At 71.5% G+C, this 20,891-nt stretch carries 25 protein-coding genes; 19 read left to right on the top strand and 6 right to left on the bottom strand.

The window, feature by feature from the left end; translation table 11 throughout:
* The first annotated feature begins 10 nt into the window (after positions 1–10).
* The 3 genes from leuD to ABD331_RS51365 all read left to right on the top strand — a co-directional run bounded on the left by leuD (position 11) and on the right by ABD331_RS51365 (position 1,227).
* Positions 11–598 (top strand): 3-isopropylmalate dehydratase small subunit, encoded by a 588-nt coding sequence (gene leuD / locus ABD331_RS51375; RefSeq protein ID WP_344493207.1) that lies wholly within the window; start codon positions 11–13, stop codon positions 596–598.
* Positions 577–828 (top strand): SCO5555 family protein, encoded by a 252-nt coding sequence (locus tag ABD331_RS51370; RefSeq protein WP_344493205.1) that lies wholly within the window; start codon positions 577–579, stop codon positions 826–828. Before leuD ends, ABD331_RS51370 begins: the two co-directional genes overlap by 22 nt.
* 99 nt (positions 829–927) lie before the next feature.
* Positions 928–1,227, top strand: a complete 300-nt coding sequence (locus tag ABD331_RS51365) for an HU family DNA-binding protein (RefSeq protein ID WP_344493203.1) — start codon at positions 928–930, stop codon at positions 1,225–1,227.
* Positions 1,228–1,319: 92 nt separating this feature from the next.
* Here the strand turns inward: ABD331_RS51365 and ABD331_RS51360 are convergent, their stop codons facing one another.
* Positions 1,320–1,526, bottom strand: a complete 207-nt coding sequence (locus tag ABD331_RS51360) for a hypothetical protein (protein ID WP_344493201.1) — start codon at positions 1,524–1,526, stop codon at positions 1,320–1,322.
* Between the two features lie 52 nt (positions 1,527–1,578).
* A complete protein-coding gene (gene cofC / locus ABD331_RS51355; protein ID WP_344493199.1) occupies positions 1,579–2,229 on the bottom strand; it encodes a 2-phospho-L-lactate guanylyltransferase in 651 nt (216 codons plus the stop codon).
* A 79-nt stretch (positions 2,230–2,308) separates the two neighbouring features.
* Between cofC and ABD331_RS51350 the strand changes: the two genes are divergently transcribed.
* From ABD331_RS51350 to ABD331_RS51340, 3 genes are all read left to right on the top strand, one after another.
* Positions 2,309–3,019 (top strand): lysophospholipid acyltransferase family protein, encoded by a 711-nt coding sequence (locus tag ABD331_RS51350; RefSeq protein WP_344493197.1) that lies wholly within the window; start codon positions 2,309–2,311, stop codon positions 3,017–3,019.
* Between the two features lie 4 nt (positions 3,020–3,023).
* A complete protein-coding gene (locus ABD331_RS51345) occupies positions 3,024–4,034 on the top strand; it encodes an NAD(P)H-dependent glycerol-3-phosphate dehydrogenase (protein ID WP_344493195.1) in 1,011 nt (336 codons plus the stop codon).
* A gap of 64 nt (positions 4,035–4,098) precedes the next feature.
* Positions 4,099–5,193: a D-alanine--D-alanine ligase family protein gene (locus ABD331_RS51340; protein ID WP_344493193.1), complete on the top strand. Its 1,095-nt coding sequence runs from the start codon at positions 4,099–4,101 to the stop codon at positions 5,191–5,193.
* A 28-nt stretch (positions 5,194–5,221) separates the two neighbouring features.
* On the opposite strand, the gene ABD331_RS51335 is transcribed toward ABD331_RS51340, so the two are convergent.
* Together ABD331_RS51335 and ABD331_RS51330 are read right to left on the bottom strand one after the other, a co-directional pair.
* Positions 5,222–5,653: a DUF3515 family protein gene (locus ABD331_RS51335; RefSeq protein WP_344493191.1), complete on the bottom strand. Its 432-nt coding sequence runs from the start codon at positions 5,651–5,653 to the stop codon at positions 5,222–5,224.
* Between the two features lie 13 nt (positions 5,654–5,666).
* On the bottom strand, positions 5,667–5,900 hold the full coding sequence (locus ABD331_RS51330; protein ID WP_148436826.1) for an Lrp/AsnC family transcriptional regulator: 234 nt from the start codon (positions 5,898–5,900) through the stop codon (positions 5,667–5,669).
* Positions 5,901–5,968: 68 nt separating this feature from the next.
* Here ABD331_RS51330 and ABD331_RS51325 point away from each other — a divergent pair, with 68 nt between their 5' ends.
* Entirely contained in the window at positions 5,969–6,916 is a 948-nt protein-coding gene (locus ABD331_RS51325) for a thiamine-phosphate kinase (RefSeq protein WP_425566257.1), read from the top strand.
* Positions 6,917–7,182: 266 nt separating this feature from the next.
* On the top strand, positions 7,183–8,928 hold the full coding sequence (locus ABD331_RS51320; RefSeq protein WP_344493185.1) for a hypothetical protein: 1,746 nt from the start codon (positions 7,183–7,185) through the stop codon (positions 8,926–8,928).
* Between the two features lie 353 nt (positions 8,929–9,281).
* On the opposite strand, the gene rpmB is transcribed toward ABD331_RS51320, so the two are convergent.
* On the bottom strand, positions 9,282–9,467 hold the full coding sequence (gene rpmB / locus ABD331_RS51315; protein WP_043618345.1) for a 50S ribosomal protein L28: 186 nt from the start codon (positions 9,465–9,467) through the stop codon (positions 9,282–9,284).
* Positions 9,468–9,666: 199 nt separating this feature from the next.
* Here rpmB and ABD331_RS51310 point away from each other — a divergent pair, with 199 nt between their 5' ends.
* From ABD331_RS51310 to mutM, 8 genes are all read left to right on the top strand, one after another.
* Positions 9,667–11,211, top strand: a complete 1,545-nt coding sequence (locus ABD331_RS51310; RefSeq protein WP_344493182.1) for a DAK2 domain-containing protein — start codon at positions 9,667–9,669, stop codon at positions 11,209–11,211.
* 46 nt (positions 11,212–11,257) lie between these two features.
* Entirely contained in the window at positions 11,258–13,435 is a 2,178-nt protein-coding gene (gene recG / locus ABD331_RS51305; protein ID WP_344493180.1) for an ATP-dependent DNA helicase RecG, read from the top strand.
* Positions 13,436–13,693: 258 nt separating this feature from the next.
* Positions 13,694–14,260, top strand: coding sequence for a 16S rRNA (guanine(966)-N(2))-methyltransferase RsmD (rsmD, locus tag ABD331_RS51300; protein ID WP_344493178.1), 567 nt, complete (start codon positions 13,694–13,696; stop codon positions 14,258–14,260).
* A 14-nt stretch (positions 14,261–14,274) separates the two neighbouring features.
* Complete coding sequence (coaD, locus tag ABD331_RS51295) at positions 14,275–14,751, top strand: pantetheine-phosphate adenylyltransferase (protein WP_344493176.1); 477 nt, start codon at positions 14,275–14,277, stop codon at positions 14,749–14,751.
* Positions 14,752–14,805: 54 nt separating this feature from the next.
* Positions 14,806–15,375: a YceD family protein gene (locus tag ABD331_RS51290; protein ID WP_425566256.1), complete on the top strand. Its 570-nt coding sequence runs from the start codon at positions 14,806–14,808 to the stop codon at positions 15,373–15,375.
* Between the two features lies 1 nt (position 15,376).
* Positions 15,377–15,556 carry a 50S ribosomal protein L32 gene (rpmF, locus tag ABD331_RS51285; protein ID WP_033409409.1) on the top strand — a complete coding sequence of 60 codons (180 nt, stop codon included), beginning with the start codon at positions 15,377–15,379 and terminating at the stop codon, positions 15,554–15,556.
* A 216-nt stretch (positions 15,557–15,772) separates the two neighbouring features.
* Positions 15,773–16,492: a ribonuclease III gene (gene rnc / locus ABD331_RS51280; protein ID WP_185111701.1), complete on the top strand. Its 720-nt coding sequence runs from the start codon at positions 15,773–15,775 to the stop codon at positions 16,490–16,492.
* A 194-nt stretch (positions 16,493–16,686) separates the two neighbouring features.
* A complete protein-coding gene (mutM, locus tag ABD331_RS51275; RefSeq protein ID WP_344493171.1) occupies positions 16,687–17,532 on the top strand; it encodes a bifunctional DNA-formamidopyrimidine glycosylase/DNA-(apurinic or apyrimidinic site) lyase in 846 nt (281 codons plus the stop codon).
* 168 nt (positions 17,533–17,700) lie between these two features.
* Here the strand turns inward: mutM and ABD331_RS51270 are convergent, their stop codons facing one another.
* Positions 17,701–19,002, bottom strand: a complete 1,302-nt coding sequence (locus ABD331_RS51270) for an MFS transporter (protein ID WP_344493169.1) — start codon at positions 19,000–19,002, stop codon at positions 17,701–17,703.
* 95 nt (positions 19,003–19,097) lie between these two features.
* On the opposite strand from ABD331_RS51270, the gene ABD331_RS51265 reads away from it, so the two are divergent.
* From ABD331_RS51265 to ABD331_RS51255, 3 genes are all read left to right on the top strand, one after another.
* Positions 19,098–19,994: a LysR family transcriptional regulator gene (locus tag ABD331_RS51265; RefSeq protein ID WP_344493167.1), complete on the top strand. Its 897-nt coding sequence runs from the start codon at positions 19,098–19,100 to the stop codon at positions 19,992–19,994.
* 83 nt (positions 19,995–20,077) lie between these two features.
* Positions 20,078–20,368 carry an acylphosphatase gene (locus tag ABD331_RS51260; protein WP_344493165.1) on the top strand — a complete coding sequence of 97 codons (291 nt, stop codon included), beginning with the start codon at positions 20,078–20,080 and terminating at the stop codon, positions 20,366–20,368.
* Between the two features lie 190 nt (positions 20,369–20,558).
* On the top strand, positions 20,559–20,753 hold the full coding sequence (locus ABD331_RS51255; protein WP_043618321.1) for a hypothetical protein: 195 nt from the start codon (positions 20,559–20,561) through the stop codon (positions 20,751–20,753).
* Positions 20,754–20,891: the final 138 nt, after the last annotated feature.

The raw sequence follows: 20,891 nt of genomic DNA, 5'->3' as shown, positions 1-20,891 counted from the left end.
AGCACGTTCCATGGAAGCCTTCACCACCCACACCGGTACGGCGGTGCCGCTGCGCCGCAGCAACGTCGACACCGACCAGATCATCCCGGCCGTCTGGCTCAAGCAGGTCAGCCGCACCGGGTTCGAGAAGGGCCTGTTCGCCGCCTGGCGCGAGGACCCGACGTTCGTCCTCAACGACCCCTCCTACGAGGGCGGCTCCATCCTGGTCTCAGGCCCCGACTTCGGCACCGGCTCCTCCCGCGAGCACGCCGTGTGGGCGCTGCAGCAGTACGGGTTCCGCGTCGTGATCGCCGCCCGCTTCGGCGACATCTTCCGCAACAACTCCACCAAGATGGGCCTGCTGCCGGTCATCCTGCCCGGCGACAGGGTCGAGGAGCTGCAGGCCGCCGTCGAGGCGGACCCGAAGCTCGAAGTCACCGTTGACCTGGCCGAACGCCAGGTCAGGTGGGGCGGCGAGGTCGTGCCGTTCGAGATCGACGACTACACCCGCTGGCGGCTGATGGAGGGGCTCGACGACATCGGGCTGACCCTGCGTCACGCCGAGGACGTGGCGTCGTACGAGAATGGTCGGCAGCCATGGCTGCCGACGACCGTCTAGAAGACGACGAACTGGCGCGGCGGTTGCGCGATGCGCACCGCCGCGTCCGCATGCTGCCCACCGACGACAAAGCGCGCAGTGCGCGCCGTTATCTCGCGATTTGCGACCTGGCAAAACGCGATCCGGAGAGGGCGCTGGCGCGTCTCGACGCGTTTCTGGCGGTGCTCGACGAGGCTTTTCCGGCGACGTCCGACACGCCACGCGATGAAGAAAACACGCTGGGTGATTGAGTTCCCCCGCGATCCCGCCTACTTTCGAGCGCGTAAGGGGTTTCTACGTCGAAGTCGTGAGCTGGAACCCCGAGCCGTAACTGGGGGAGCAGGACTTTCATGAACAAGCGAGAACTCGTCGAGGCCATCGCGGATCGGGTGGGCGACAGGAAGACGGCCACGGAGTCCGTCAACGCGGTCATCGACGCCATCCAGAAGGCCGTGGCCAGCGGCGACAAGGTCTCGATCACGGGCTTCGGCGCGTTCGAGATGGTGCACAAGCCCGCTCGCACGGCACGTAACCCGTCGACCGGCGCGGAAATCAACGTCGCGGAGAGCTGGGCGCCGAAGTTCCGTCCCGGATCCGACTTCAAAGAGCTCGTGAACGAGGGCGGCAAGAAGAGCGGCAAGAAGAAGTAGATCGGCTTACCAGCACGCCCGGGCCACGGCCCGGGCGTGACGTTTTTCGCGGCCCCGCACGCTTCACCGGTCCTTCACGCTTCGCCGGCCCCTCACACTTCGGGAACCGGGAACGTGGACAGCGTGACGTAGGCGATCTCGCCGCCGGACATCCCGAGGTTGACCCGCTGCCCCGTGCGCAGCAGCAGGAGAGGGCCCGCGTCGAACGCGGGGGCGCCGAACTCCAGCACGGTCCCGTCGTCGAGGAACACCGTGCCCGAGCGGGCGGTCTCGTCGAAACTCCGTACGGTCGCCTGCACGCGTCCAGCGTAATCCGTCGCCCGCGCGCGGACGAGCACCCTTCCCGCGCGCTCAGGCCGGCGGCTGAGCGGCGCCTGGCCACAGCTCGGCGACCACCGCCGCCGTGTGCCGCCCCAGCCCCAGCGCGACGGCCGCGCGCAGGTCGTCCGGCGTGTCCACGTCGCGCCTGACCGAGTCGATCCCCGGCACGCACAGCTCCTTGGCCCCACCGGCCAGATGCTTGGCCCTGGACTCCCCGCCGAACCGGGGCGCGAACGGCCGCCCGGGGCGTACGCCGTAGAAGGTCGTCCCGACGTCCAGCGCGTCGGGCACGAACGACTGGTCGAACTCGGCCGCCGCCTCCAGCGCCACCGCCAGCTCGGCCGGCCGCAGCGCGGGCAGGTCGGCCTGGAGCGCGCCCACCGCGTCGTCCGGCGCGACGCGCACGGCGTGCGCGGCACCCGTGCGCAGCGCCGTGTTCAGCCCCCGGTCGGGGTCGGGCACCACGTCGGCGCCGAGCGCCGCGAGCGGCCCCGCGGCGGCGGGATCGGCGGTCACGACGATCACCCGCGCGACGGGCGGGCAGGACAGCGCCGCCGCCACGGTGTCGCTGGCCACGGCCACGGCCAGCCGGGTGCGGTGCGGGCCCGTCGCCGCCGCGAGCCGGGTCTTCGCCGCGACCAGCGTCTTCACCGGAATGACCAGGGACCAGCGGATGCTCATAGGCTTAAGCATCGCGCCTCGACATCCCGCGTGGCCAACCGGGAGACTTGGGCGCATCCCGTACGTGTTGGAGGAGAGCATGAGCCGCCCCACGCGACCATCGCGGCCTTGGGAGACCTTCGCCGTCACCGTGGTCAAGCCACTGTCGCGGCTCCTGGTCAAGCGCGACTGGCGCAAGGGTGAGCGCATCCCGCGGACCGGCGGCGTGATCATCGCGGCCAACCACCTGTCGTGGACCGACCCCGTCCTGCTGTCGCATTTCCTCTACAACAACGGCCGCTGGCCGGTGATTCTCGCGAAGTCGGGATTGTTCAAGGTGCCGTTCCTGGGCCGGGCCGTGACCGCGCTGCTGGCCATCCCGGTCGAACGGGGCAGCAGCGAGGCCGCCAGGTCGCTGCGCCTGTCCGCCGAGCGGCTCGCCGACGGGTGCGCGATCCTGTTCTACCCGGAGGGCACCTGCACCCGCGATCCCGACCTGTGGCCCATGGTGGGCAAGACGGGCGCGGCCCGGCTGGCGCTGGAGAGCGGCGCGCCGGTCATCCCGGTGGCCCACTGGGGCGCACAGGAGCTGCTGCCGTACGGTGAGAAGAGGCCCAGGCTGTTCCCGCGCAAGACGTTCCGCGTGAGCGTGGGGCCGGCGGTGGACCTGTCGAAGTACATGGGCAAGCCGGCGCACGCCGACGTGCTGCGCGACGCCACGGCCGACATCATGGCCGCGATCACCGCGCAGCTCGCCGAGCTGCGCGGCGAGCAGGCCCCGGCGACTCCCTACGACCCGGCCGGACGGTGACGGAATGACGAAGGTGGCCGTTTTCGGCGCGGGCTCGTGGGGCACCACGTTCGCGATGGTCCTGGCGGAGGCCGGCAGCCGGACGACGTTGTGGGGCCGCAGGCAGGAGGTGGCCGACGCGATCAACCGCGACCACGCCAACGCCGACTACCTGCCCGGCGTGACGCTGCCCGACGCCCTGCGGGCCACGACCGACCCGGCGGAAGCCCTGGACGGGGCCGACTTCGTGGTGCTCGCCGTGCCGTCCCAGACGTTGCGCGCCAACCTGACGGGCTGGCGCGAGCTGATCCCGCCGGACGCGGTGCTCGTCAGCCTGATGAAGGGCGTCGAGGTCGGCACCACCAAGCGGATGAGCGAGGTCATCCGCGAGGTGGCGGAGGTGCCTGAGGAGCGGGTGGCGGTCGTCTCCGGGCCGAACCTGGTGCCCGAGATCGCCGCGCGCCAGCCCGCCGCCACCGTCGTGGCCTGCACCGACCTGTCGGTGGCCGAACGGCTGCAGGCGATCTGTCACCTGCCGCCGTGGTTCCGCCCGTACACCAACCCCGACGTGATCGGGGTCGAGCTGGGCGGGGCGGTGAAGAACGTGATCGCCCTGGCCGTCGGCGTCTCCGCCGGCATGGGCATGGGCGACAACGTCAGCGCCATGCTCATCACCAGAGGGCTGGCCGAGATCTCGCGCCTGGGCGCCGCGCTCGGGGCCGACGCGCACACGTTCGCCGGTCTGGCCGGGATGGGCGACCTCGTGGCGACGTGCACCTCACCGCTGTCGCGCAACCGCACGTTCGGCGAGAACCTGGGCCGGGGCATGACGCTGGCCGAGGTCGTCGCCGCCACCAAGCAGACCGCGGAGGGCGTCAAGTCCTGCGAGTCCGTGCTGGAGCTGGCCAGGAAGCACGACGTCGAGATGCCGATCACCGAAGTCGTCGTCGGAGTGGTCCACGACGGCATGTCACCGTCGGAGGCAGGCATGCTGCTCATGTCCCGCTCACCCAAGCCGGAGCGCTACGGGGTGTGAGAAACACCTGAATACGGCGTGCTCGACTCGCTGTGACAGGGACACCCCGGTAGATTCGGACACCATGAGCAAGCCACGCGTCGCCGTCGTTTTCGGAGGCCGCAATTCCGAGCACGCCGTTTCCCTGATGGGGGCGGGCAGCGTGCTGGATGCGATCGACAGGAGCAAGTACGAAGTGATCCCGATCGGGATCGCCCAGGACGGCAGGTGGGTGCTGGCCGCTTCCGACCAGCGGTTCGCCATCGAGGCCGGCGAGCTGCCGGTCGTCGACACCACCGGCGCGGCGCTGGCGCTGCCCTCGGGCTCCGGCTCGCTGGTCGCCTACGACCCCGGTGCCATCCCCGTCGAGCTGGGCTCGGTGGACGTGGTGTTCCCCGTCATGCACGGGCCGTTCGCCGAGGACGGCACCATTCAGGGGCTGCTGGAGATGGCGGGGGTGCGTTACGTCGGCTCCGGCGTGCTGGCCAGCGCCGTCGGCATGGACAAGGCGTACATGAAGACGGTGATCGCCGCCGCCGGGCTGCCGACCGGCCCCTACGTCGTCATCCGCGACCGCGACTGGCGGCTCAACCGCGAGCAGGTGCTCAAGGAGGCCGAGGAGCTCGGCTACCCGGTCTTCGTCAAGCCGGCCAGGGCAGGCTCCTCGCAGGGCATCTCCAAGGCCTCCGACAGGGCCGAGCTGGAGTCGGCCGTCGAGTTCGCCAGGCAGCACGACCCCAAGGTGCTGGTCGAGGCCGCGATCGCCGGCCGCGAGATCGAGTGCGCGGTGCTGCAGTCGCCCGGCGACGAGCGGGCCGCCGCGTCGCTGCCCGGAGAGGTGCGGGTCGAGGGCGGGCAGGAGTTCTTCGACTTCGAGGCGAAGTACTACCCGGACCAGATGTCGCTGACGGTGCCCGCCGACATCCCGCAGGAGACGGCCGAGGAGCTGCGGGGGATGGCCGTGAGCGCGTTCGAGGCGCTCGAGTGCGAGGGGCTCGCGCGGGTGGACTTCTTCTACACGCCCGACGGGAAGCTGGTCTTCAACGAGATCAACACCATGCCGGGGTTCACGTCGCTGTCGGTGGCGCCGCAGCTCTGGGCGGCCTCGGGGCTGTCGTACCCGGCGCTGGTGGACCGGCTCATCCAGCTCGCCCTGTCCCGCTCACCCGGCCTGCGCTGAGCCGTTCAGCTTGCTTGGGGTGAGCTGTTCAGCCTGTCTGGGGTGAGATCTGGGCGACCGGCTTCGACAGGTCGGCCAGCACCTCGGCGGCCACGTGCTCGCCGCCGACCGTGACCTCCACGTAGGCGAGGTCGGTCACGGCCGTGAACAGCGCGGGCCTGACGGGGTCGGCGAACCAGCCGACGCCCCCGATCTCCTGGAGCGTGTCGGTCGGCGCCATCCTGGCGGGCCGGGGCACGCCGCAGCGCAGCGCGATGGCGCCCGAGCCCCACACGGCCACGTACGGCGACTCGGGCGTGGACGCGCCGCGCTCGTCGCCGTCGAGGGTCTTGGGAAGCAGAGTGGCCAGTTTGTCGCAGGCCGCGACCGCCTCGCCCTGAGGGGCGGGCGGTTCGACCTGTACGGTGCCGCCGCAACCGGCGAGTGCTAGGAGAACGAGCAGGACGGCGGCGGCACGCATGCGACGACTACCTTCAGATGTGGACGATCGGACACGTAAGCGTACGCGTGATCCCCGTCACCGCCTGAATCTGTGCCACGACGAGCTTGCCCAGCTCATCGACGTTTCTCGCTTCCGCACGAACGATCACGTCGTAGGGCCCCGTCACGTCCTCCGCTTGAGTGACCCCCGGAATCCCGGAGATCTCGCGGGCCACGGCGGCGGCCTTTCCGACCTCGGTCTGGATAAGGATGTAGGCCTGCACCATCACGTCCTCCCGGGCGATTCGATCACGCCGAACGCCCACCGTACCCTGTGTCCGTCAGGAGGTGCGTCATCACAGTCGGAGATCTCGGCGAATTCGGTGTGGTAAATCGCATTACCACTCGTCTGCCCCAGGGTGAGGCGGTAATGCTTGGCCCGGGCGACGACGCCGCCATCGTCCGCGTGCCCGACGGGCGCGTGGTCGTCTCGACCGATCTGCTGCTCGAAGGCCGGCACTTCCGGCGCGACTGGTCCTCGGGCTACGACGTGGGCCGCAAGGCCGCCGCCCAGAACCTCGCCGACGTGGCCGCCATGGGCGCCACCCCGACCTCGCTGGTGATCGGCCTCGGCCTGCCCGCCGACCTGCCGGTGAGCTGGCTGGACGCGCTGACCGACGGGTTCGCCGACGAGTGCGCGACGGTCGGCGCGGGCGTGGCCGGCGGCGACGTGACCCGGTGCGACCTGGTCGTACTAGGGGTGACGGCGCTGGGCGACCTGGGCGGTAGGACCGCCGTGCTGCGCTCGGGGGCGCGCCCCGGGCACGTGGTGGCGGTGGCGGGGCGGCTCGGGTACGCCGCGGCCGGATGGGCGCTGCTGGAGGCGGGCGTCCCGGCCGACAGCGGCTTGCTGGCGGAGGCCGTGGCCGGGCATCGCAGGCCGTGCCCGCCGTACGCGATGGGGCCGCAGGCGGCCGGGCTGGGGGCCACCGCGATGCTGGACGTCAGCGACGGGCTGCTGCAGGACCTCGGGCACGTCGCCCAGGCCAGCGGCGTACGGGTGGAGCTGGATCCCGAGGCGTTCCCCGTGGGGGAGGCGGTCGCGGCGGCGGCCAAGGAGCTGGGGGCCGACCCGCTGGAGTGGGTGCTCGCGGGTGGCGAAGATCACGCTCTGGCCGCGGTCTTCCCGGCCGAGGTGCGGCTGCCGGACGGGTGGCACGTGGTCGGCCGGGTGGCACGTGGGGAAGGCGTGCTGGTCAGGGGCCGTGACATCGCGCATCGCGGCTGGGATCACTTTGGGTGATGCTCTGTCCCGATTTACGTGAAAATCTCCGTATTTGGGGTACGACTAGTGGGATTGCTGTGACAACGGCGTAGTAAAGGTGTTATGAAGATTGGCGGCCACTGTAACCGGAAGAAAGGGCAGCCATGGGCCGCCACGGCACAGGTGGATCCGACGACGGGGATGAACGGGGGGACAGCGCTTTTTGGGGTCCTGACGAGCAGGCCGAGCCGCCAGGCTGGCCATCGCTGCCGGACCGACCGGAGGTGACGGGGCAGTGGGCCCCCATGCCGCGGCGCACGGACGCGCCGCCACCGCGTGGGCCACAGCCGGAACCGTTCGAGACCACCGGGGCCTTCGCGCTGCCCAACGACCCTGCCGGCGGCTTCCCCCCTGCCAGCGACCCCGCGGGCGCCTTCCAGCCGCCGCACAGAGGCCCCAGGGAGGACGAGGCGGGCCCGTTCGAGACGACGGGCGCCTTCGCGCGCCCGGCGGAGTGGGACCAGCCCACGGGACGCGGCGACTTCCCCGGCCCCTCGACCGGCGACTTCCCCCCGGGCCCTGTCGACCGGCCGACCTCCGGCCCCTTCGACCGGCCGGCGGGCGGCCCTGTCTCTGGCCCCTTTGATCGGCAGAGCGGCGCACCGACCTCCGGCCCCTTCGACAGGCAGACCGGCGGCCCTGCCTCTGGCCCCTTCGACCGGCCGACGGGCGGACCGGGCACCGGCCCCTTCGACCGGCCGACCCCTCTCGACGCCGCCGCCGAGCGCACCGGCTTCTTCGACGCGCCCGCCGAACGCACCGCGTTCTTCGACGGCCCCGCCGACCCCATGGGCGCGCCGGGGAACGGCCCTCGACCGGGTGACGCGCCCGGCCCGTACGGCGGCCCCTGGCCAGCCGGCGACGGCGACCGCAACTTCGACGACCCCGAGCGCACCGCCAGGTTCGACTCGCCCTCGGGCCCCGTCTACACCGACTCGCCCTCAGGCCCCGTCTACGGCGCCCCGCCCGAGCCGGGCGACGTCAAGGTGGCCGGAGAGCCGACGACCGCGATGGCCCCGGCCTGGGCGAACGCCGAGACGGGCTTCCTCGGCTCCGGCTGGTCCAACGACGACGAGCCACCCGCCGACGAGCCCAGAAGCCGCCGAGGCCGCCGCAAGCAGGGACGCGGCGGCGGAGACGACGTCCTGGCCGCCCCCGCAGGCGCGGGCAAGGGCCGGGTGGCCCTGCTGTCCGTCGCGGCCGTGGCCGTCGTGCTCGGCGGCACCGTGGCCGGCGTCAAGTTCATGAGCTCAGGCGACCCGGCCAAGTGCGAGGGCACCACCTGCGCGGCCGTACAGGCCACCAGCAGCCAGCCGGGCCCCGCCGCCTCCGCGCCCACCGAGGAGGACTCCGAGACGCCCGTCGAGGACGAGCCCGCGGAGGACGCCGCCGAGGAGAGCGGCCCCGCCGAGACCCCGACGCCGACCGTCTCCTCCAACGTCCGCACGCCGCCCCGCGCGACCAGCACCCCGACGCCCAAGCCGACCAAGAGCAAGACGAAGAAGCCGGCGGAGCCCGACGACAACGAGACGGAGAACCCGCCGGTCGAGGAGAGCGTCTCGGAGACGCCGACCGAGGAGGCCTCCACCCTGGACGACTCCAGCACCGACACCGGTGCGGGCTCGCCCGGCGGCAGCACCCCCGTACCCACCTCGTCGGACACGTTCGGCTCGTCGGGCGGCGGCAGCGCGGGCAGCTCGGTCAACATGCGGCAGACGATCAAGCAGCGCATCACCACCTACTCGGCCGACCTGACGCTGTCGAACACCTCCCCGCAGACGCTCCAGAACCCCACCGTCTCCGTCCCCGTGGACGGTCGCGTGATGAACGTCAACGGCGCCGAGTGGACGCAGGACGGCGATCTGCTGATTCTGGACCTGAAGGCGTCGATCGCGGCGGGGGGCTCGGTCGAGGTCACGTTCACGGCCACGGGCAGGGGCTCGGAGGCGCAGAACTGCGGCCTGGTCGAAGGGGAGTGCGTCGTCAGCTAGGACACGCCCCGTGGGGTGCCCACCGCACCCCTGGGCCGCTGACGGCTGCCCACACGCGTGCCCTCGGGCGCTGGCGGTCGCCTGCCCGCCCGTGCTCAGCGCGCCGACGGCCGCCCCGCCCGCACGCCTCGGGCGTTGCCCGCACCCGCCTGGGCGCGCTACCCGCACCTGCCGCCTCGCTGCCCGCACCCTGCCCCGTGCGCTGCGGGAGGAAGGCGCTGAGGTGCGTTCGCCAGCGTGACGGCGGGGTCGTGGGCGATGAGGCCGTACGCCCGCCCCCACGAACCCGCACCAGGGCACGACGAAGGCCCGCCCCTCGAAAAGAGAGGCGGGCCTTCGTGAAGACGTATGAACTAGCGGGTGACCTTGCCCGCCTTGATGCACGACGTGCACACGTTCAGCTTCTTCGGCGTGCCGCCCACGACCGCGCGAACCGTCTGGATGTTGGGGTTCCAACGACGGCGGGTGCGGCGGTGCGAGTGGGACACGTTGTTGCCGAAGGTCGGCCCCTTGCGGCAGACATCGCAGACGGAAGCCACGGTATCGCTCCTTAAAACAGTCGATGTAGCCCTGTCCGCTGATGCTTTCCGGGCGGAGGGCATGCCGGGACAACCGGCCAGCCAGACGAGAATATCTGATCCACGCCGATGGGCGCGAACCAGAGCATCTGGTTCAGGCCCGGGGCGGCGATATTCTCCTCGGACAACGGTAGCGCATCCTGGCCGGGCAGGAGGTCGTATGAAGATCCTCGACCCGCCCGCCGTGCGGCGCTGGGCCCGGCTGGCGGCCGACGCGCTCGGTCAGGCCAGGACGGAGATCGACGCGCTCAACGTGTTCCCCGTGGCCGACGGCGACACGGGCACCAATCTGCACCTGACGATGCTGTCCGCCGCCGAGGCCGTGGAGTCGCTGCCCGACGACGTGGACGCGGCCGTGGTGTGGCAGACGCTCTCGTACGGGGCGCTGGTGGGGGCGCGCGGCAACTCGGGGGTGATCGTCAGCCAGGCGCTGCGCGGGCTCGCGGAGGTGCTGAAGGACGGCGCCGACCTGCGGGCCGGGCTGCTCAGGGCGTCCGTGCTGGCCAGGGAGGCGGTGGCCAGGCCGGTGGAGGGCACGGTGCTGAGCGTGCTGGAGTCGGCGGCGCGCGCCGTACAGGAGCTTGAGGGAGATCTGGCCGAGGTGGCCAGGCAGGCGGCGGGGGAGGCGCGGGCGGCGCTGCGCCGCACGCCCGAGCAGCTCGACGTGCTGGCCCGCAGCGGTGTCGTGGACGCGGGCGGCGCCGGGGCGGCCATCGTGCTGGAGACGCTCGCCGAGGTGATCTGCGGCGACTCGGCCGGACATCACGAGGTGCCCGCGCCGACCCACCGGGTCTCGCCGATGACGGAGGTGGGGGCGGGGTACGAGGTGATGTACCTGCTGGAGGCCGACGACGGGGCGGTGGCGGGGCTGCGCGAGGAGCTCGACGCGATGGGCGAGTCGCTGGTCGTGATCGGCGGCGACGGGCTGTGGAACGTGCACGTGCACGTCCCGGAGGCGGGCCCGGCGGTCGAGGCGGGGATCAGGGCGGGCAGGCCGCACCGGATCCGGATCACGTACCTGGCGGAGAGCACCCATCGCGGCGGCGCGGGGCGCGGCGTGGTGGCGGTCGCGGCGGGCGACGGGATCGCGGCGCTGTTCGAGGAGAGCGGCGCTGTAGTGGTGCGGCGCGCGCCGGGCACCAGGCCCGCGCTGCCCGCCGTGCTGGCCGCGATCAGGCAGGCGGGCAGCGAGGTGGCGGTCCTGCCGAACGACGACGGCGTGCGCTCCGTGGCCGCCGCGGCGGCGCAGATCGCCCGTGAGGACGGCGTGACGGTCAGCGTGCTGCCGACGAAGGCGACCGTGCAGGGGCTGGCGGCGCTGGCCGTGCACGACCCGCTGCGCCGCTTCGACGACGACGTGGTGGCGATGACGGACGCGGCCGGGCACACCCGCTACGGGCACGTGACGGTGGCCGACAGGGCGGCGTTCACCAGCGCGGGGGTGTGCAGGCCGGGCGACGTGCTCGGGATGATCGACGGCGACGTGGCGGTGATCGGCGACTCGGTCGAGGGGGTGGCCGGTGTGGTCGTGGATCGCATGCTGGCGGGCGGCGGCGAGCTGGTCACGCTGGTGACGGGGGCGCAGGCGCCGGAGGGGCTGGCGGGCCGTCTGGAGGGCCGTCTCGGGCGGACGCGGCCGGACGTGGACCTGGTGGTGTACGACGGCGAACAGGGCGGCTACCCGCTCCTGATCGGCGTGGAATGAGCTGGGCGGGGATTCCTGTCGGCCTCAAGCGGTAGAACTTATTGCCGTGAGCCGTTTCGACGAGCCTCTGACGAAGGCGCTCGACCCGAAGACCGCAAAGCTGCTGCACAGCGTGCTGGGCCTGGAGACGGTCGGCGACCTGCTGCGCCACTACCCGCGCCGCTACGCCGAGCGCGGCGAGCTGACCTCGCTGGACGCGCTGGAGGTCGACGAGCACGTCACCGTGGTCGGCGAGGTGACCAGGCTGATGCGCAAACCGATGCGCAACAGGGGCGGCACCTGGCTGGAGGCCGAGGTGGTCGACGGCAACGGCGCCCGGATCTACCTGTCGTTCTTCGGCAAGGGCTCGCACGTGGCGGAGTCGCGGCTCAAGCCGGGCCGGCGCGGCATGTTCGCCGGGAAGGTGGGGCTGTTCGGGTCGCGGACGAACCCGCGCTGGCAGCTCTCGCACCCCGAGTTCGAGCTGTTCGAGGAGGGCGAGGCGAACGCGGAGGAGTTCGCGGCGGCGCCGGTGCCGATCTACCCGGCGGGCAAGGATCTGACGCCGTGGGCGATCAGGCGCGCGATCGGCATGGTGCTCGACACGCTCGGCCCGCTCGACGACCCGCTGCCCGCGAGCCTGCGGGCCCGCCACCGGTTGCAGGACCTGGGGGAGGCGCTGGTGTCCATCCACAGGCCGAAGGACTTCGCGGAGGTGGGGCGGGCGCGTGACAGGCTGAAGTTCGACGAGGCGTTCGTGCTGCAGTCCGTGCTGCTGCAGCGCCGTCAGGCCGCCACCGCCTGGCCCGCCAAGCCGAGGCCGCGGCGCGCCGACGGGATGCTGGCCGACTTCGACGGGCGGCTGCCGTTCTCGCTGACGGAGGGGCAGGCGCAGGTGGGCGAGGAGATCGCCGCCGACCTGGCGCGCGAGCACCCGATGCACCGGCTGCTGCAGGGCGAGGTCGGCGCGGGCAAGACGGTGGTGGCGCTGCGGGCGATGCTCCAGGTCGTGGACGCGGGCGGCCAGGCGGCCCTGCTGGCGCCCACGGAGGTGCTGGCCCAGCAGCACCACCGCTCGATCACCAACATGCTGGGCGACCTGGCGCAGGGCGGCATGTTCGGCGGCACCGCGGTCACGCTGCTGACCGGCTCGATGGGCGCAGCCGCCCGCCGCTCGGCGCTGCTCGACGCGGCCTCGGGCACGGCGGGCATCGTCGTCGGCACGCACGCGCTGCTGCAGGAGCACGTGCAGTTCGCCGATCTGGGGCTGGTCGTGGTGGACGAGCAGCACCGGTTCGGGGTGGAGCAGCGTGACGCGCTGCGCGAGAAGGCGGGCGGCGGCCGGCCGCACGTGCTGGTCATGACGGCCACCCCGATCCCGCGCACGGTCGCCATGACGGTCTTCGGCGACCTGGAGGTCTCCACGCTCTCCCAGCTCCCGTCGGGCCGGGCGCCGATCACCACGCACGTGGTGCCCGCCGCCGAGAAGCCCCACTACCTGGAGCGCACCTGGCAGCGGGTCAGGGAGGAGGTGGCGCTGGGGCGGCAGGCGTACATCGTGTGCCCGCGCATCGGCGATCTGGAGGGCGACGAGGGCGACCTGGCGGGCGCGGCCTCAGGCGACGAGCGCCGACCGCCGCTGGCCGTGCTGGACGTGGCCGAGCTGCTCACCGAGGGCCCCTTCCACGACCTGCGCGTGGCCACCCTGCACGGCAAGCTGCCGCCGGAGGAGAAGGACGCGATCATGCGCTCGTTCACCCGGGGCGAGCTCGACGTCCTGGTGGCCACGACCGTCATCGAGGTCGGCGTGGACGTGCCCAACTCCTCGGTCATGATCATCATGGACGCCGACCGCTTCGGCGTCTCCCAGCTCCACCAGCTCCGCGGCCGGGTCGGCCGTGGCGGCCTGCCCGGCCTGTGCCTCCTGGTCTCCGACTTCCCCGAGGGCACCCCGGCGCGGGCCCGTCTCGATGCGGTGGCGGCCACGCTGGACGGCTTCGAGCTGTCGCGGGTGGACCTGGAGCAGCGCCGGGAGGGCGACGTGCTGGGCGCGGCGCAGTCGGGCAAGCGCTCGTCGCTGAAGCTGCTGCAACTGCTGCGCGACGAGGACGTGATCGCCACGGCCCGTGACGAGGCGGCGGCGCTGCTGGAGGAGGACCCGGAGCTGGCGCGGCACGAGGGGCTGCGGGCGGAGATCGACCGGCTGCTGGCCGACGAGCGGGCCGAGTACCTGGAGAAGACCTGAGCTGATCCTCGAACCCAGCCGCGGGGACGGCCTCCCCCCGAATGCCGTCCCCGGCTGGGCCCACCCTCGGGTCAGGTGCCGAGGGAACCGGCGTGCGGAAGGGCTCACGATCACGCCGGTCGGCCTTCACGTGGGTCACCTTGAAGGCCGCAGTCATCATCTTGCGGGCCAGGCCCCCCGATGCCAATCACCCTTGCGCATCCGAGGCAGACACTTGTCCACTCTTGACCTGCGCGAACATGCGGAACAATGGGTCACATGACGCGGATCATCGCAGGCGTGGCGGGTGGGCGGCGGTTGGCCGTGCCGCCGGGGCGCGGTACGAGGCCGACCAGCGACAGGGCTCGGGAAGGGATCCTCTTGACGCTCGACTCCCTGTACGGGCTCCGCGACGCCCGCGTCCTCGACCTGTACGCGGGCTCCGGCGCGATCGGCCTGGAGTCCCTGTCGCGCGGGGCGGCCGAGGCGGTGCTGGTGGAGTCCGACCCCAAGGCGGTGCGCACGATCAAGGCGAACGTCGCCTCGCTCGGCCTGCCGGGCGCCCGGGTGGTGGCCGACAAGGTGGAGCGGCTGCTGGGCAAGCCGCCGGAGGCGCCGTTCGAGATCGTGTTCGCCGATCCGCCGTACGCGGTGACGGACGAGGAGGTGCAGACGGTGCTGGCGCTGCTGCGGGACAACGGCTGGCTGGCGGATGAGGCTTTGGTGGCGTTCGAGAGGGAAAGCAGGGGAAAGCCCTTGATGTGGCCGGAAGGTTACGTTGAGGAGAGGGTCCGTCGTTATGGCGAAGCGTCCGTTTGGTACGGTCGCGCCGCCGGGAACCCGTAGACCTGGGAGGCGTTTTGCGCCGCGTAGTCTGCCCGGGGTCGTTCGACCCCATCACCAATGGTCATCTCGACATCATCGGCCGTTCCGCACGGCTGTACGACGAGGTGACCGTGGCAGTCCTCATCAACGTCGAGAAGAGCAGCCTGTTCACGGTTGACGAACGGATCGAGATCCTGCAGACCGTGACCAAGGAGTACCCGAACGTCAAGGTGCAGAAGTTCCACGGCCTGCTCGTGGACTTCTGCAGGCAGAACGACATCCCCGCCATCGTCAAGGGCATCAGGGTGGTCAGCGACTTCGACTACGAGCTGCAGATGGCGCAGCTCAACTACCGCCTGTCGGGGGTCGAGACCCTTTTCATGCCCACCAACCCCGAGTACTCGTTCCTGTCGTCCTCCCGGGTGAAGGAGATCGCCCGATATGGCGGGGACGTGTCGGGTCTGGTGCCGGATCTCGTGCACAAGCTGCTCATCGAGCGGCTCAGGGGCTGACCGCGAGCTGCTATCCTTTCATTTCGGCCTTGTACGACGGCGATTGTTTTCGCCATGCCTAGCGAGAGCAGGATGACTCAGCACCTCGACCCCCGCTCCCCGTGGGTGATCTCCACTCATGACCTGGGTAAGCGGCCGGGGACGATGAGGCAGATGACCCTGACGCTCCCGGCACCGGCAGACCTCGGCGTCGACATGATCGGTGTCCCCAAGGACGCCGAAGTCGAGCTGGATCTCCGGCTCGAAGCAGTGATGGAAGGCGTGCTCGTCTCAGGCACGGCGCAGGCCCCGCTCGCCGGGGAGTGCGCGCGGTGCCTCGACCCGATCTCCTTGGAGATCGACGTCGATCTGCAGGAGCTCTTCTTCTACTCCGACGAGGACGCCTCGGAGGATGACTCACTGCTCGACGGAGAGCTGTTCGACCTCGAGCCGACGTTCCGCGACGCGGTGGTGCTCGCACTGCCGTTGAGCCCTGTGTGCCGCGAGGACTGCGCGGGGCTCTGCACGGAATGCGGGGTCAAGCTGGCCGAGGCCGGCGACGATCACCGGCACGAGAAGATCGACGCCCGGTGGGCGTCGCTGCAAGGTCTGATTTCCGACAAAGATAACGATCAGGAGAAGTGACGTGGCCGTCCCGAAGCGAAAGATGTCGCGGAGCAACACCCGCGCCCGTCGCTCCCAGTGGAAGACGACTGCTGTCGCCCTGGTGAGCTGCCCGCAGTGCCGTTCGCCCAAGCAGCCGCACATCGCGTGCCCCACCTGCGGCACCTACAACCGTCGTCAGGTCATCGAGCCGTCCGCCTGATTCTGTATCAGTTGACGTGATGCCGACCGGGTGCCAAAGTGCCTCGGTCGGCGTTACCGTCTCAGATGCGTGCGGCGGCGGTTCGCCCGCGGCCGTGGTGGACGCCGGGGCTAACGCGTTACCCCGACGCCCACCACGTTTTCGGGCATCTTCCGCAGCCGGCGCGCCATAGGAAGATGTCCGAGGAGGAAGCACGTGGGCGCAGGTCCTAAGCCGGTGGCCGTGGAGGTCGCCAGAGACGAGCTGGAGCGGGTCCTGTCGGTCGGCCTGGACCCCGACATTCTGGAGCGCGCGCTGACGCACCGCTCCTACGCGTACGAGAACGGCGGCCTGCCCACCAACGAGCGCCTGGAGTTCCTCGGCGACTCGGTGCTGGGCCTGGTGGTCACCGACACCCTCTACCGCAACCACCCCGACCTGCCGGAAGGCCAGCTCGCGAAGCTGCGCGCCGCCGTGGTCAACATGCGGGCGCTGGCCGACGTCGCCAGAGGCCTCGGGCTGGGCCGGTTCCTGCGGCTCGGCCGCGGCGAGGAGGGCACCGGCGGGCGCGACAAGTCCTCCATCCTGGCCGACACCCTTGAGGCGCTGATCGGCGCGATCTACGTCGACAAGGGCCTCGACGAGGCGTTCCGGGTCGTCCACCTGCTGTTCGACCCGCTGATCGTGCGCTCGGCCTCGCTCGGCGCAGGGCTCGACTGGAAGACCTCGCTGCAGGAGCTGACCGCGTCCGAGGCGCTCGGGGTGCCCGAGTACCACGTCGAGGAGAGCGGCCCCGACCACGCCAAGTCGTTCACGGCCATGGTCCGCGTCGGCGGCGAGTCGTACGGCTCCGGCACCGGGCGCAGCAAGAAGGAGGCCGAGCAGCAGGCGGCCGAGGCGGCGTGGACCCGCATCAGGGCCCGCCGCGACCAGCGCGAGAGCCAGCCCGCCGGCTGACCGCCCCGGAAGGGCTGCGGGGCCGCCGGGCGTTGGCCACAAGCCTGCCGGGCTGATCGCCCCGGGAAGGGCCGCGGGGCCGCCGGGCGTTGGCCACAAGCCTGCCGGGCTGATCGCCCCGGGAAGGGCTGCGGGGCCGCCGGACGTTGGCCACAGGGTGAGAGTTGTGTACCCCCAGTCGGAAGAGGTCCGAGGTGCCCGAGCTTCCTGAGGTCGAGGTCGTCAGGCGCGGCCTGGCGCAGTGGGTGATCGGGCGCGAGATCGCCTCCGCGGAGGTGCTGCACCCCCGCGCGATCAGGCGGCACGTGCCCGGCGCCGACGAGTTCACCGCGCGGCTCAAGGGCCGCGCGGTGCTGTCCGCCGAACGCCGCGGCAAGTACCTGTGGCTGCCGCTCTCCGGCGCAGGCGAGGCGCTCATGGCCCACCTGGGGATGAGCGGCCAGCTCCTGGTCGTGGAGCCGGACTCACCGCTGGAGAAGCACCTCCGGGTACGGCTCCGCTTCGAGGACGGCGGGCCCGACCTGCGCTTCGTGGACCAGCGCACCTTCGGCCACGTCATGCTCAGCCCGCTCGTGGGCGGCGTGCCCGAGCCGATCTCGCACATCGCTCCCGACCCGTTCGAGGCGGCGTTCGACGAGGGCGAGTTCACCCGCAGGCTGAGGGCTCGCCGCACCGAGATCAAGCGGGCGCTGCTCGACCAGTCGCTGATCAGCGGGGTGGGCAACATCTACGCCGATGAGGCGCTGTGGATGGCCAGGCTCCACTGGGCCCGGCCCACGGAGACGCTGACCAGGCCCAAGGTGGGCGAGCTGGTGACGGCGGTGCGGGCGGTCATGGGGGCCGCGCTCGAACAGGGCGGCACGTCGTTCGACAGCCTGTACGTGAACGTCAACGGGGAGAGCGGGTACTTCGAACGGTCGCTGGAGGTGTACGGGCGGCGCGACCTGCCCTGCTCCCGTTGCGGCACCGCCATCAGGCGTGAGGCGTTCATGAACCGGTCGTCGTACTCCTGCCCCCGGTGCCAGCGCAGACCCCGCTGACCCTGACCCGCGCCTCGGGCCGCGGTCGCTACCTCCGGCCCCGCGCCTTGGCGGCATGATGCCGCTTCCTGCCCCTGCCTTGCGCGGCGGTGATGCTGTTTCCTGTCCCCGTGCCTTGGACGGCGGGACGCTGCCGTCGGCCCCGTGGTTGCCCCCCGACCTGCGCCGTCAGCCAGCGTCGGGTCGGCCTTGGCGGGTGAAGGCGGCGACGATCGCGGCGGTTGCGGCGAGGGCCGCGCCCGCCCACATCACCGCCGGGACCGACAGCCCGTCCGCGATCCGGCCGCCGGCGAACGAGCCCAGCGCGATGGAGACGTTGAAGGCGCCGACGAAGAGCGCCGTCCCCCACTCGCCGCCACCGGACCGCATGATCCACAACTGCAGCGTCACCCCGACGCCGCCGTAGCCGAGCCCCCAGACCACCAGCGCGACCAGGGCGGGCACGCCGGTCAGCACGAGGGCCACCATGGCCGCGGCCATCAGCACGGCCAGCGTGATCAGGGTCAGCCGGGGGTTCCTGGCCGCCCGGGCGCCCGCGGCGAAGTTGCCCGCCACGCCCGCGAGCCCGTACAGCAGGAGCGCGGCGCTCACGAGGGCGGGGCCGGCCTGGGCGATCTCCTCCAGGAACGGGCGGACGTAGGTGTAGGCCACGAAATGGCCGGAGACGGTCAGGGCCGTCAGGACCAGGACCAGCTTGAGCGGCCCTGAGAGCCACGAGGAGCGCTTTTCCGGCACGGGTGACGATTCGGGCCCCGAGCCCGATGGTGAAAGCCTCTCAGGACCGGAGAGCGGCGCAGCCCCGGACGGCGGCTCGGCCCCTGGCGACGGCACAGGTTCCGGGGAGGGCAGAGGTTCCGGGGAGGGCAGAGGTTCCGGCGACGGCTCAGGCTCCGGCTTCAGGGGCGGCAGTGACGCGGCCAGCAGCGCGAGGAGCGCCAGGGCCAGCACGCCCGCCGCGGCGAACGCGCTGCGCCACCCCGCGAACGACGAGACGAACGTCGCCGCGGGCACCCCCAGCACCGACGCCACCGACACCCCGCCCAAGATGATCGACGTGGCCCGGCCGACGGCGGGTTCAGGCACCAGCCGCGTCCCGAGCGCCGCGGCGAAGGCCCAGAAGCCGCCGATGCTCACCCCGGTCAGCACCCTGGCGGCCAGCATCACGGGATGGGAAGGCGCCGCCGCTGCCGCCAGGTTGGCCACCGCCAGCAGGCCCATCAGCCCGAGCAGGACGAGCCGCCGGTCGGCCCGGCGCGCGGCGACGGCCAGCACGGGCGCGGCGACCGCGGCCACCAGCCCGGGCGCCGACATGGCCAGGCCGGCCGTGCCGGGGGAGACGCCCAGGTCGGCGGCCATCGAGGTCAGCAGGCCGACGGGCAGCATCTCGCTGGTCACCACGGTGAACGTGCCGACCGCGACCGAGGTCACGGCGAGCCAGCGCGCCCGTACGGAAACATCTGTCACAGTCATGCGGCCCAGCCTCTTGCCGGCCCCGCGCGGGAACAATGACGAACCCCGAAGGCTTGCTTTAGGTGAGCTAAACGATCGAGCCGGAGGGCGGCGTCATGGAGTTCAGGGAGCTGGAGTGCTTCATCGTGCTCAGCGAGGAGCTGCACTTCGCGCGTACGGCGGAGCGGCTCTACCTGTCGCCGGGCCGGGTGAGCCAGCTCCTGCGCTCCCTGGAGACCAGGATCGGCGGCCGGCTCTTCGACCGGACGAGCAGGCGGGTGCGGCTGACCCCGCTGGGCGAGCGGTTCCTGGCCGACCTGCGGCCCGCCTACGACGGCATGGCGCAGGCCGTGACCAGCGCGAAGGCGGCGGCACGCGAGGTGACAGGGGTGATCAGGGTCGGGTTCCTGGCCACGCCGACGGACGTGGTGACGGGCAGCGTGCGGGCCTTCGAGCGGCGCAACCCGGGCTGCGTGGTGGAGCTGGTGGAGATCCCGCTGTCCGACCCCTTCAGCAAGCTGCGGGCGGGGCTGGTGGACGTGGCGTTCACGCTGCTGCCGGTGGACGAGCCCGACCTGGTGACGGGCGAGGGGCTGAACCGCGTCTCGCACCTGCTGGGCGTCTCCGTCCGGCATCCGCTGGCGGGCCGGGCGGGCATCGGGGTGGAGGAGCTGGCCGAGGTGCCGCTGATCGGTCTCGAAGGCCCGGCTCCGCGTGCGTGGCATGAGCGGATCGCACCCTCCGTAACTCCTTCCGGACGTCCGATTCCGCGCGCCGGTAAGGTGGCCACCACGCAGGAGGGCTTGACTCAGGTGGCGCTCAACCGGGGTGGCATGTTGTTCTGCACGCCCACGGCGCTGCAGCTCGCCCGCCCTGATCTCAGCTTCGTGCCCGTCACCGGGCTGCCTCCGTCGATCCTGGGCCTGGCCTGGGTTCGGGCCAGGGAGACGGCCGCGATCAGGGCGTTCGACGAGGCGGCGGTGCGCGAGTCCGCCATGGCCCTGGTCGCGTGAAGACGTGGCGTCGGTCACGTGAAGCCATGGCGCTGGTCGCGTGAAGGCGTGGTGTGCGGGTCGGTGGTGTGAGAGGGGATGGGATGGCGCGGGAGGGTGGCGAGCAGGTCCGGCTGACGGCCTGGGCGCGGGGCAGGGTCCAGGGGGTGGGCTTCCGGTGGTGGACGCGGGCGCGGGCGCTGGAGCTCGGCCTGGTGGGCTGGGCGCGCAACACCGATGACGGCCGGGTCGAGGTCGTCGCGGAGGGGGAGCGCGAGGCCTGCGTCAAACTCCTGGAGCTGCTCAGAGGTTGCGACACGCCGGGCAGAGTGGATGGAGTAGTGGAACGCTGGAGCGAACCCCGAGGTAGTTTGGGCGGATTCATGGAGAGGTAGCCCGTTTCGTCAAACCGCCCAAATAGGGTATAGTTGTATGTCGGGAGTGCCCATTAGTGGGGCTCAGCGGTTCGTTCGACTTGACCGCCCACACTGCCGGTGCGACTCTTGTTAGGTACCACGCGCACCCCTCCCGCGGAATAGAAGTGCGCGAACCAGTCTGGTCACTCAGCGTGGAGGACCCTTTACCATGGCGAAGGCTCTACTCGGCCACGTCGGCGGTCCTGACCCTCGGATGGTCTCGGAGATGCGCCGCCTGCAGCAGCGTATCCGGGATCTGGAGGCAGAACTCATCCGACTTCAGGCCACGAATGACGCTCTTGCAGCGCAAACCCGCGACGAGGCGCTAAGCCGCGTGCAGGAGCGCGAGCCGGCACTCACCTGAGAGTGATCGGAGCGCAAGACCCAGGGACGTCTCGGAGAGGCGTCCCTTGTTATTTTCCCCTGAATCTCCTGGCCCGAGTGCGGATGCCCGCGTGGGGCAGTCAAGACCAGTAGGCTTTTCCGAGGTCTATTCGAGGTC

This window comes from Nonomuraea monospora, assembly GCF_039531895.1.
Classification (GTDB): Bacteria; Actinomycetota; Actinomycetes; order Streptosporangiales; family Streptosporangiaceae; genus Nonomuraea; species Nonomuraea monospora.
The sequence above is the reverse complement of the archived record's forward strand: the minus strand, read 5'-3'. Positions and strand labels throughout refer to the sequence as shown.

What these genes read in the sequence shown, in the direction of transcription:
- ABD331_RS51310 (WP_344493182.1), top strand. Translation starts at nt 9,667, where the DNA reads ATGAAGATCCTCGACCCGCCCGCCGTGCGGCGCTGGGCCCGGCTGGCG.
- cofC (WP_344493199.1), bottom strand. Translation starts at nt 2,229, where the DNA reads ATGAGCATCCGCTGGTCCCTGGTCATTCCGGTGAAGACGCTGGTCGCG.
- rsmD (WP_344493178.1), top strand. Translation starts at nt 13,694, where the DNA reads ATGACGCGGATCATCGCAGGCGTGGCGGGTGGGCGGCGGTTGGCCGTG.
- ABD331_RS51320 (WP_344493185.1), top strand. Translation starts at nt 7,183, where the DNA reads ATGCCGCGGCGCACGGACGCGCCGCCACCGCGTGGGCCACAGCCGGAA.
- ABD331_RS51330 (WP_148436826.1), bottom strand. Translation starts at nt 5,900, where the DNA reads ATGGTGCAGGCCTACATCCTTATCCAGACCGAGGTCGGAAAGGCCGCC.
- ABD331_RS51370 (WP_344493205.1), top strand. Translation starts at nt 577, where the DNA reads ATGGCTGCCGACGACCGTCTAGAAGACGACGAACTGGCGCGGCGGTTG.
- ABD331_RS51270 (WP_344493169.1), bottom strand. Translation starts at nt 19,002, where the DNA reads ATGACTGTGACAGATGTTTCCGTACGGGCGCGCTGGCTCGCCGTGACC.
- ABD331_RS51345 (WP_344493195.1), top strand. Translation starts at nt 3,024, where the DNA reads ATGACGAAGGTGGCCGTTTTCGGCGCGGGCTCGTGGGGCACCACGTTC.
- ABD331_RS51365 (WP_344493203.1), top strand. Translation starts at nt 928, where the DNA reads ATGAACAAGCGAGAACTCGTCGAGGCCATCGCGGATCGGGTGGGCGAC.
- ABD331_RS51260 (WP_344493165.1), top strand. Translation starts at nt 20,078, where the DNA reads ATGGCGCGGGAGGGTGGCGAGCAGGTCCGGCTGACGGCCTGGGCGCGG.
- ABD331_RS51290 (WP_425566256.1), top strand. Translation starts at nt 14,806, where the DNA reads ATGCCTAGCGAGAGCAGGATGACTCAGCACCTCGACCCCCGCTCCCCG.
- leuD (WP_344493207.1), top strand. Translation starts at nt 11, where the DNA reads ATGGAAGCCTTCACCACCCACACCGGTACGGCGGTGCCGCTGCGCCGC.
- ABD331_RS51340 (WP_344493193.1), top strand. Translation starts at nt 4,099, where the DNA reads ATGAGCAAGCCACGCGTCGCCGTCGTTTTCGGAGGCCGCAATTCCGAG.
- ABD331_RS51350 (WP_344493197.1), top strand. Translation starts at nt 2,309, where the DNA reads ATGAGCCGCCCCACGCGACCATCGCGGCCTTGGGAGACCTTCGCCGTC.
- ABD331_RS51255 (WP_043618321.1), top strand. Translation starts at nt 20,559, where the DNA reads ATGGCGAAGGCTCTACTCGGCCACGTCGGCGGTCCTGACCCTCGGATG.
- ABD331_RS51265 (WP_344493167.1), top strand. Translation starts at nt 19,098, where the DNA reads ATGGAGTTCAGGGAGCTGGAGTGCTTCATCGTGCTCAGCGAGGAGCTG.
- ABD331_RS51335 (WP_344493191.1), bottom strand. Translation starts at nt 5,653, where the DNA reads ATGCGTGCCGCCGCCGTCCTGCTCGTTCTCCTAGCACTCGCCGGTTGC.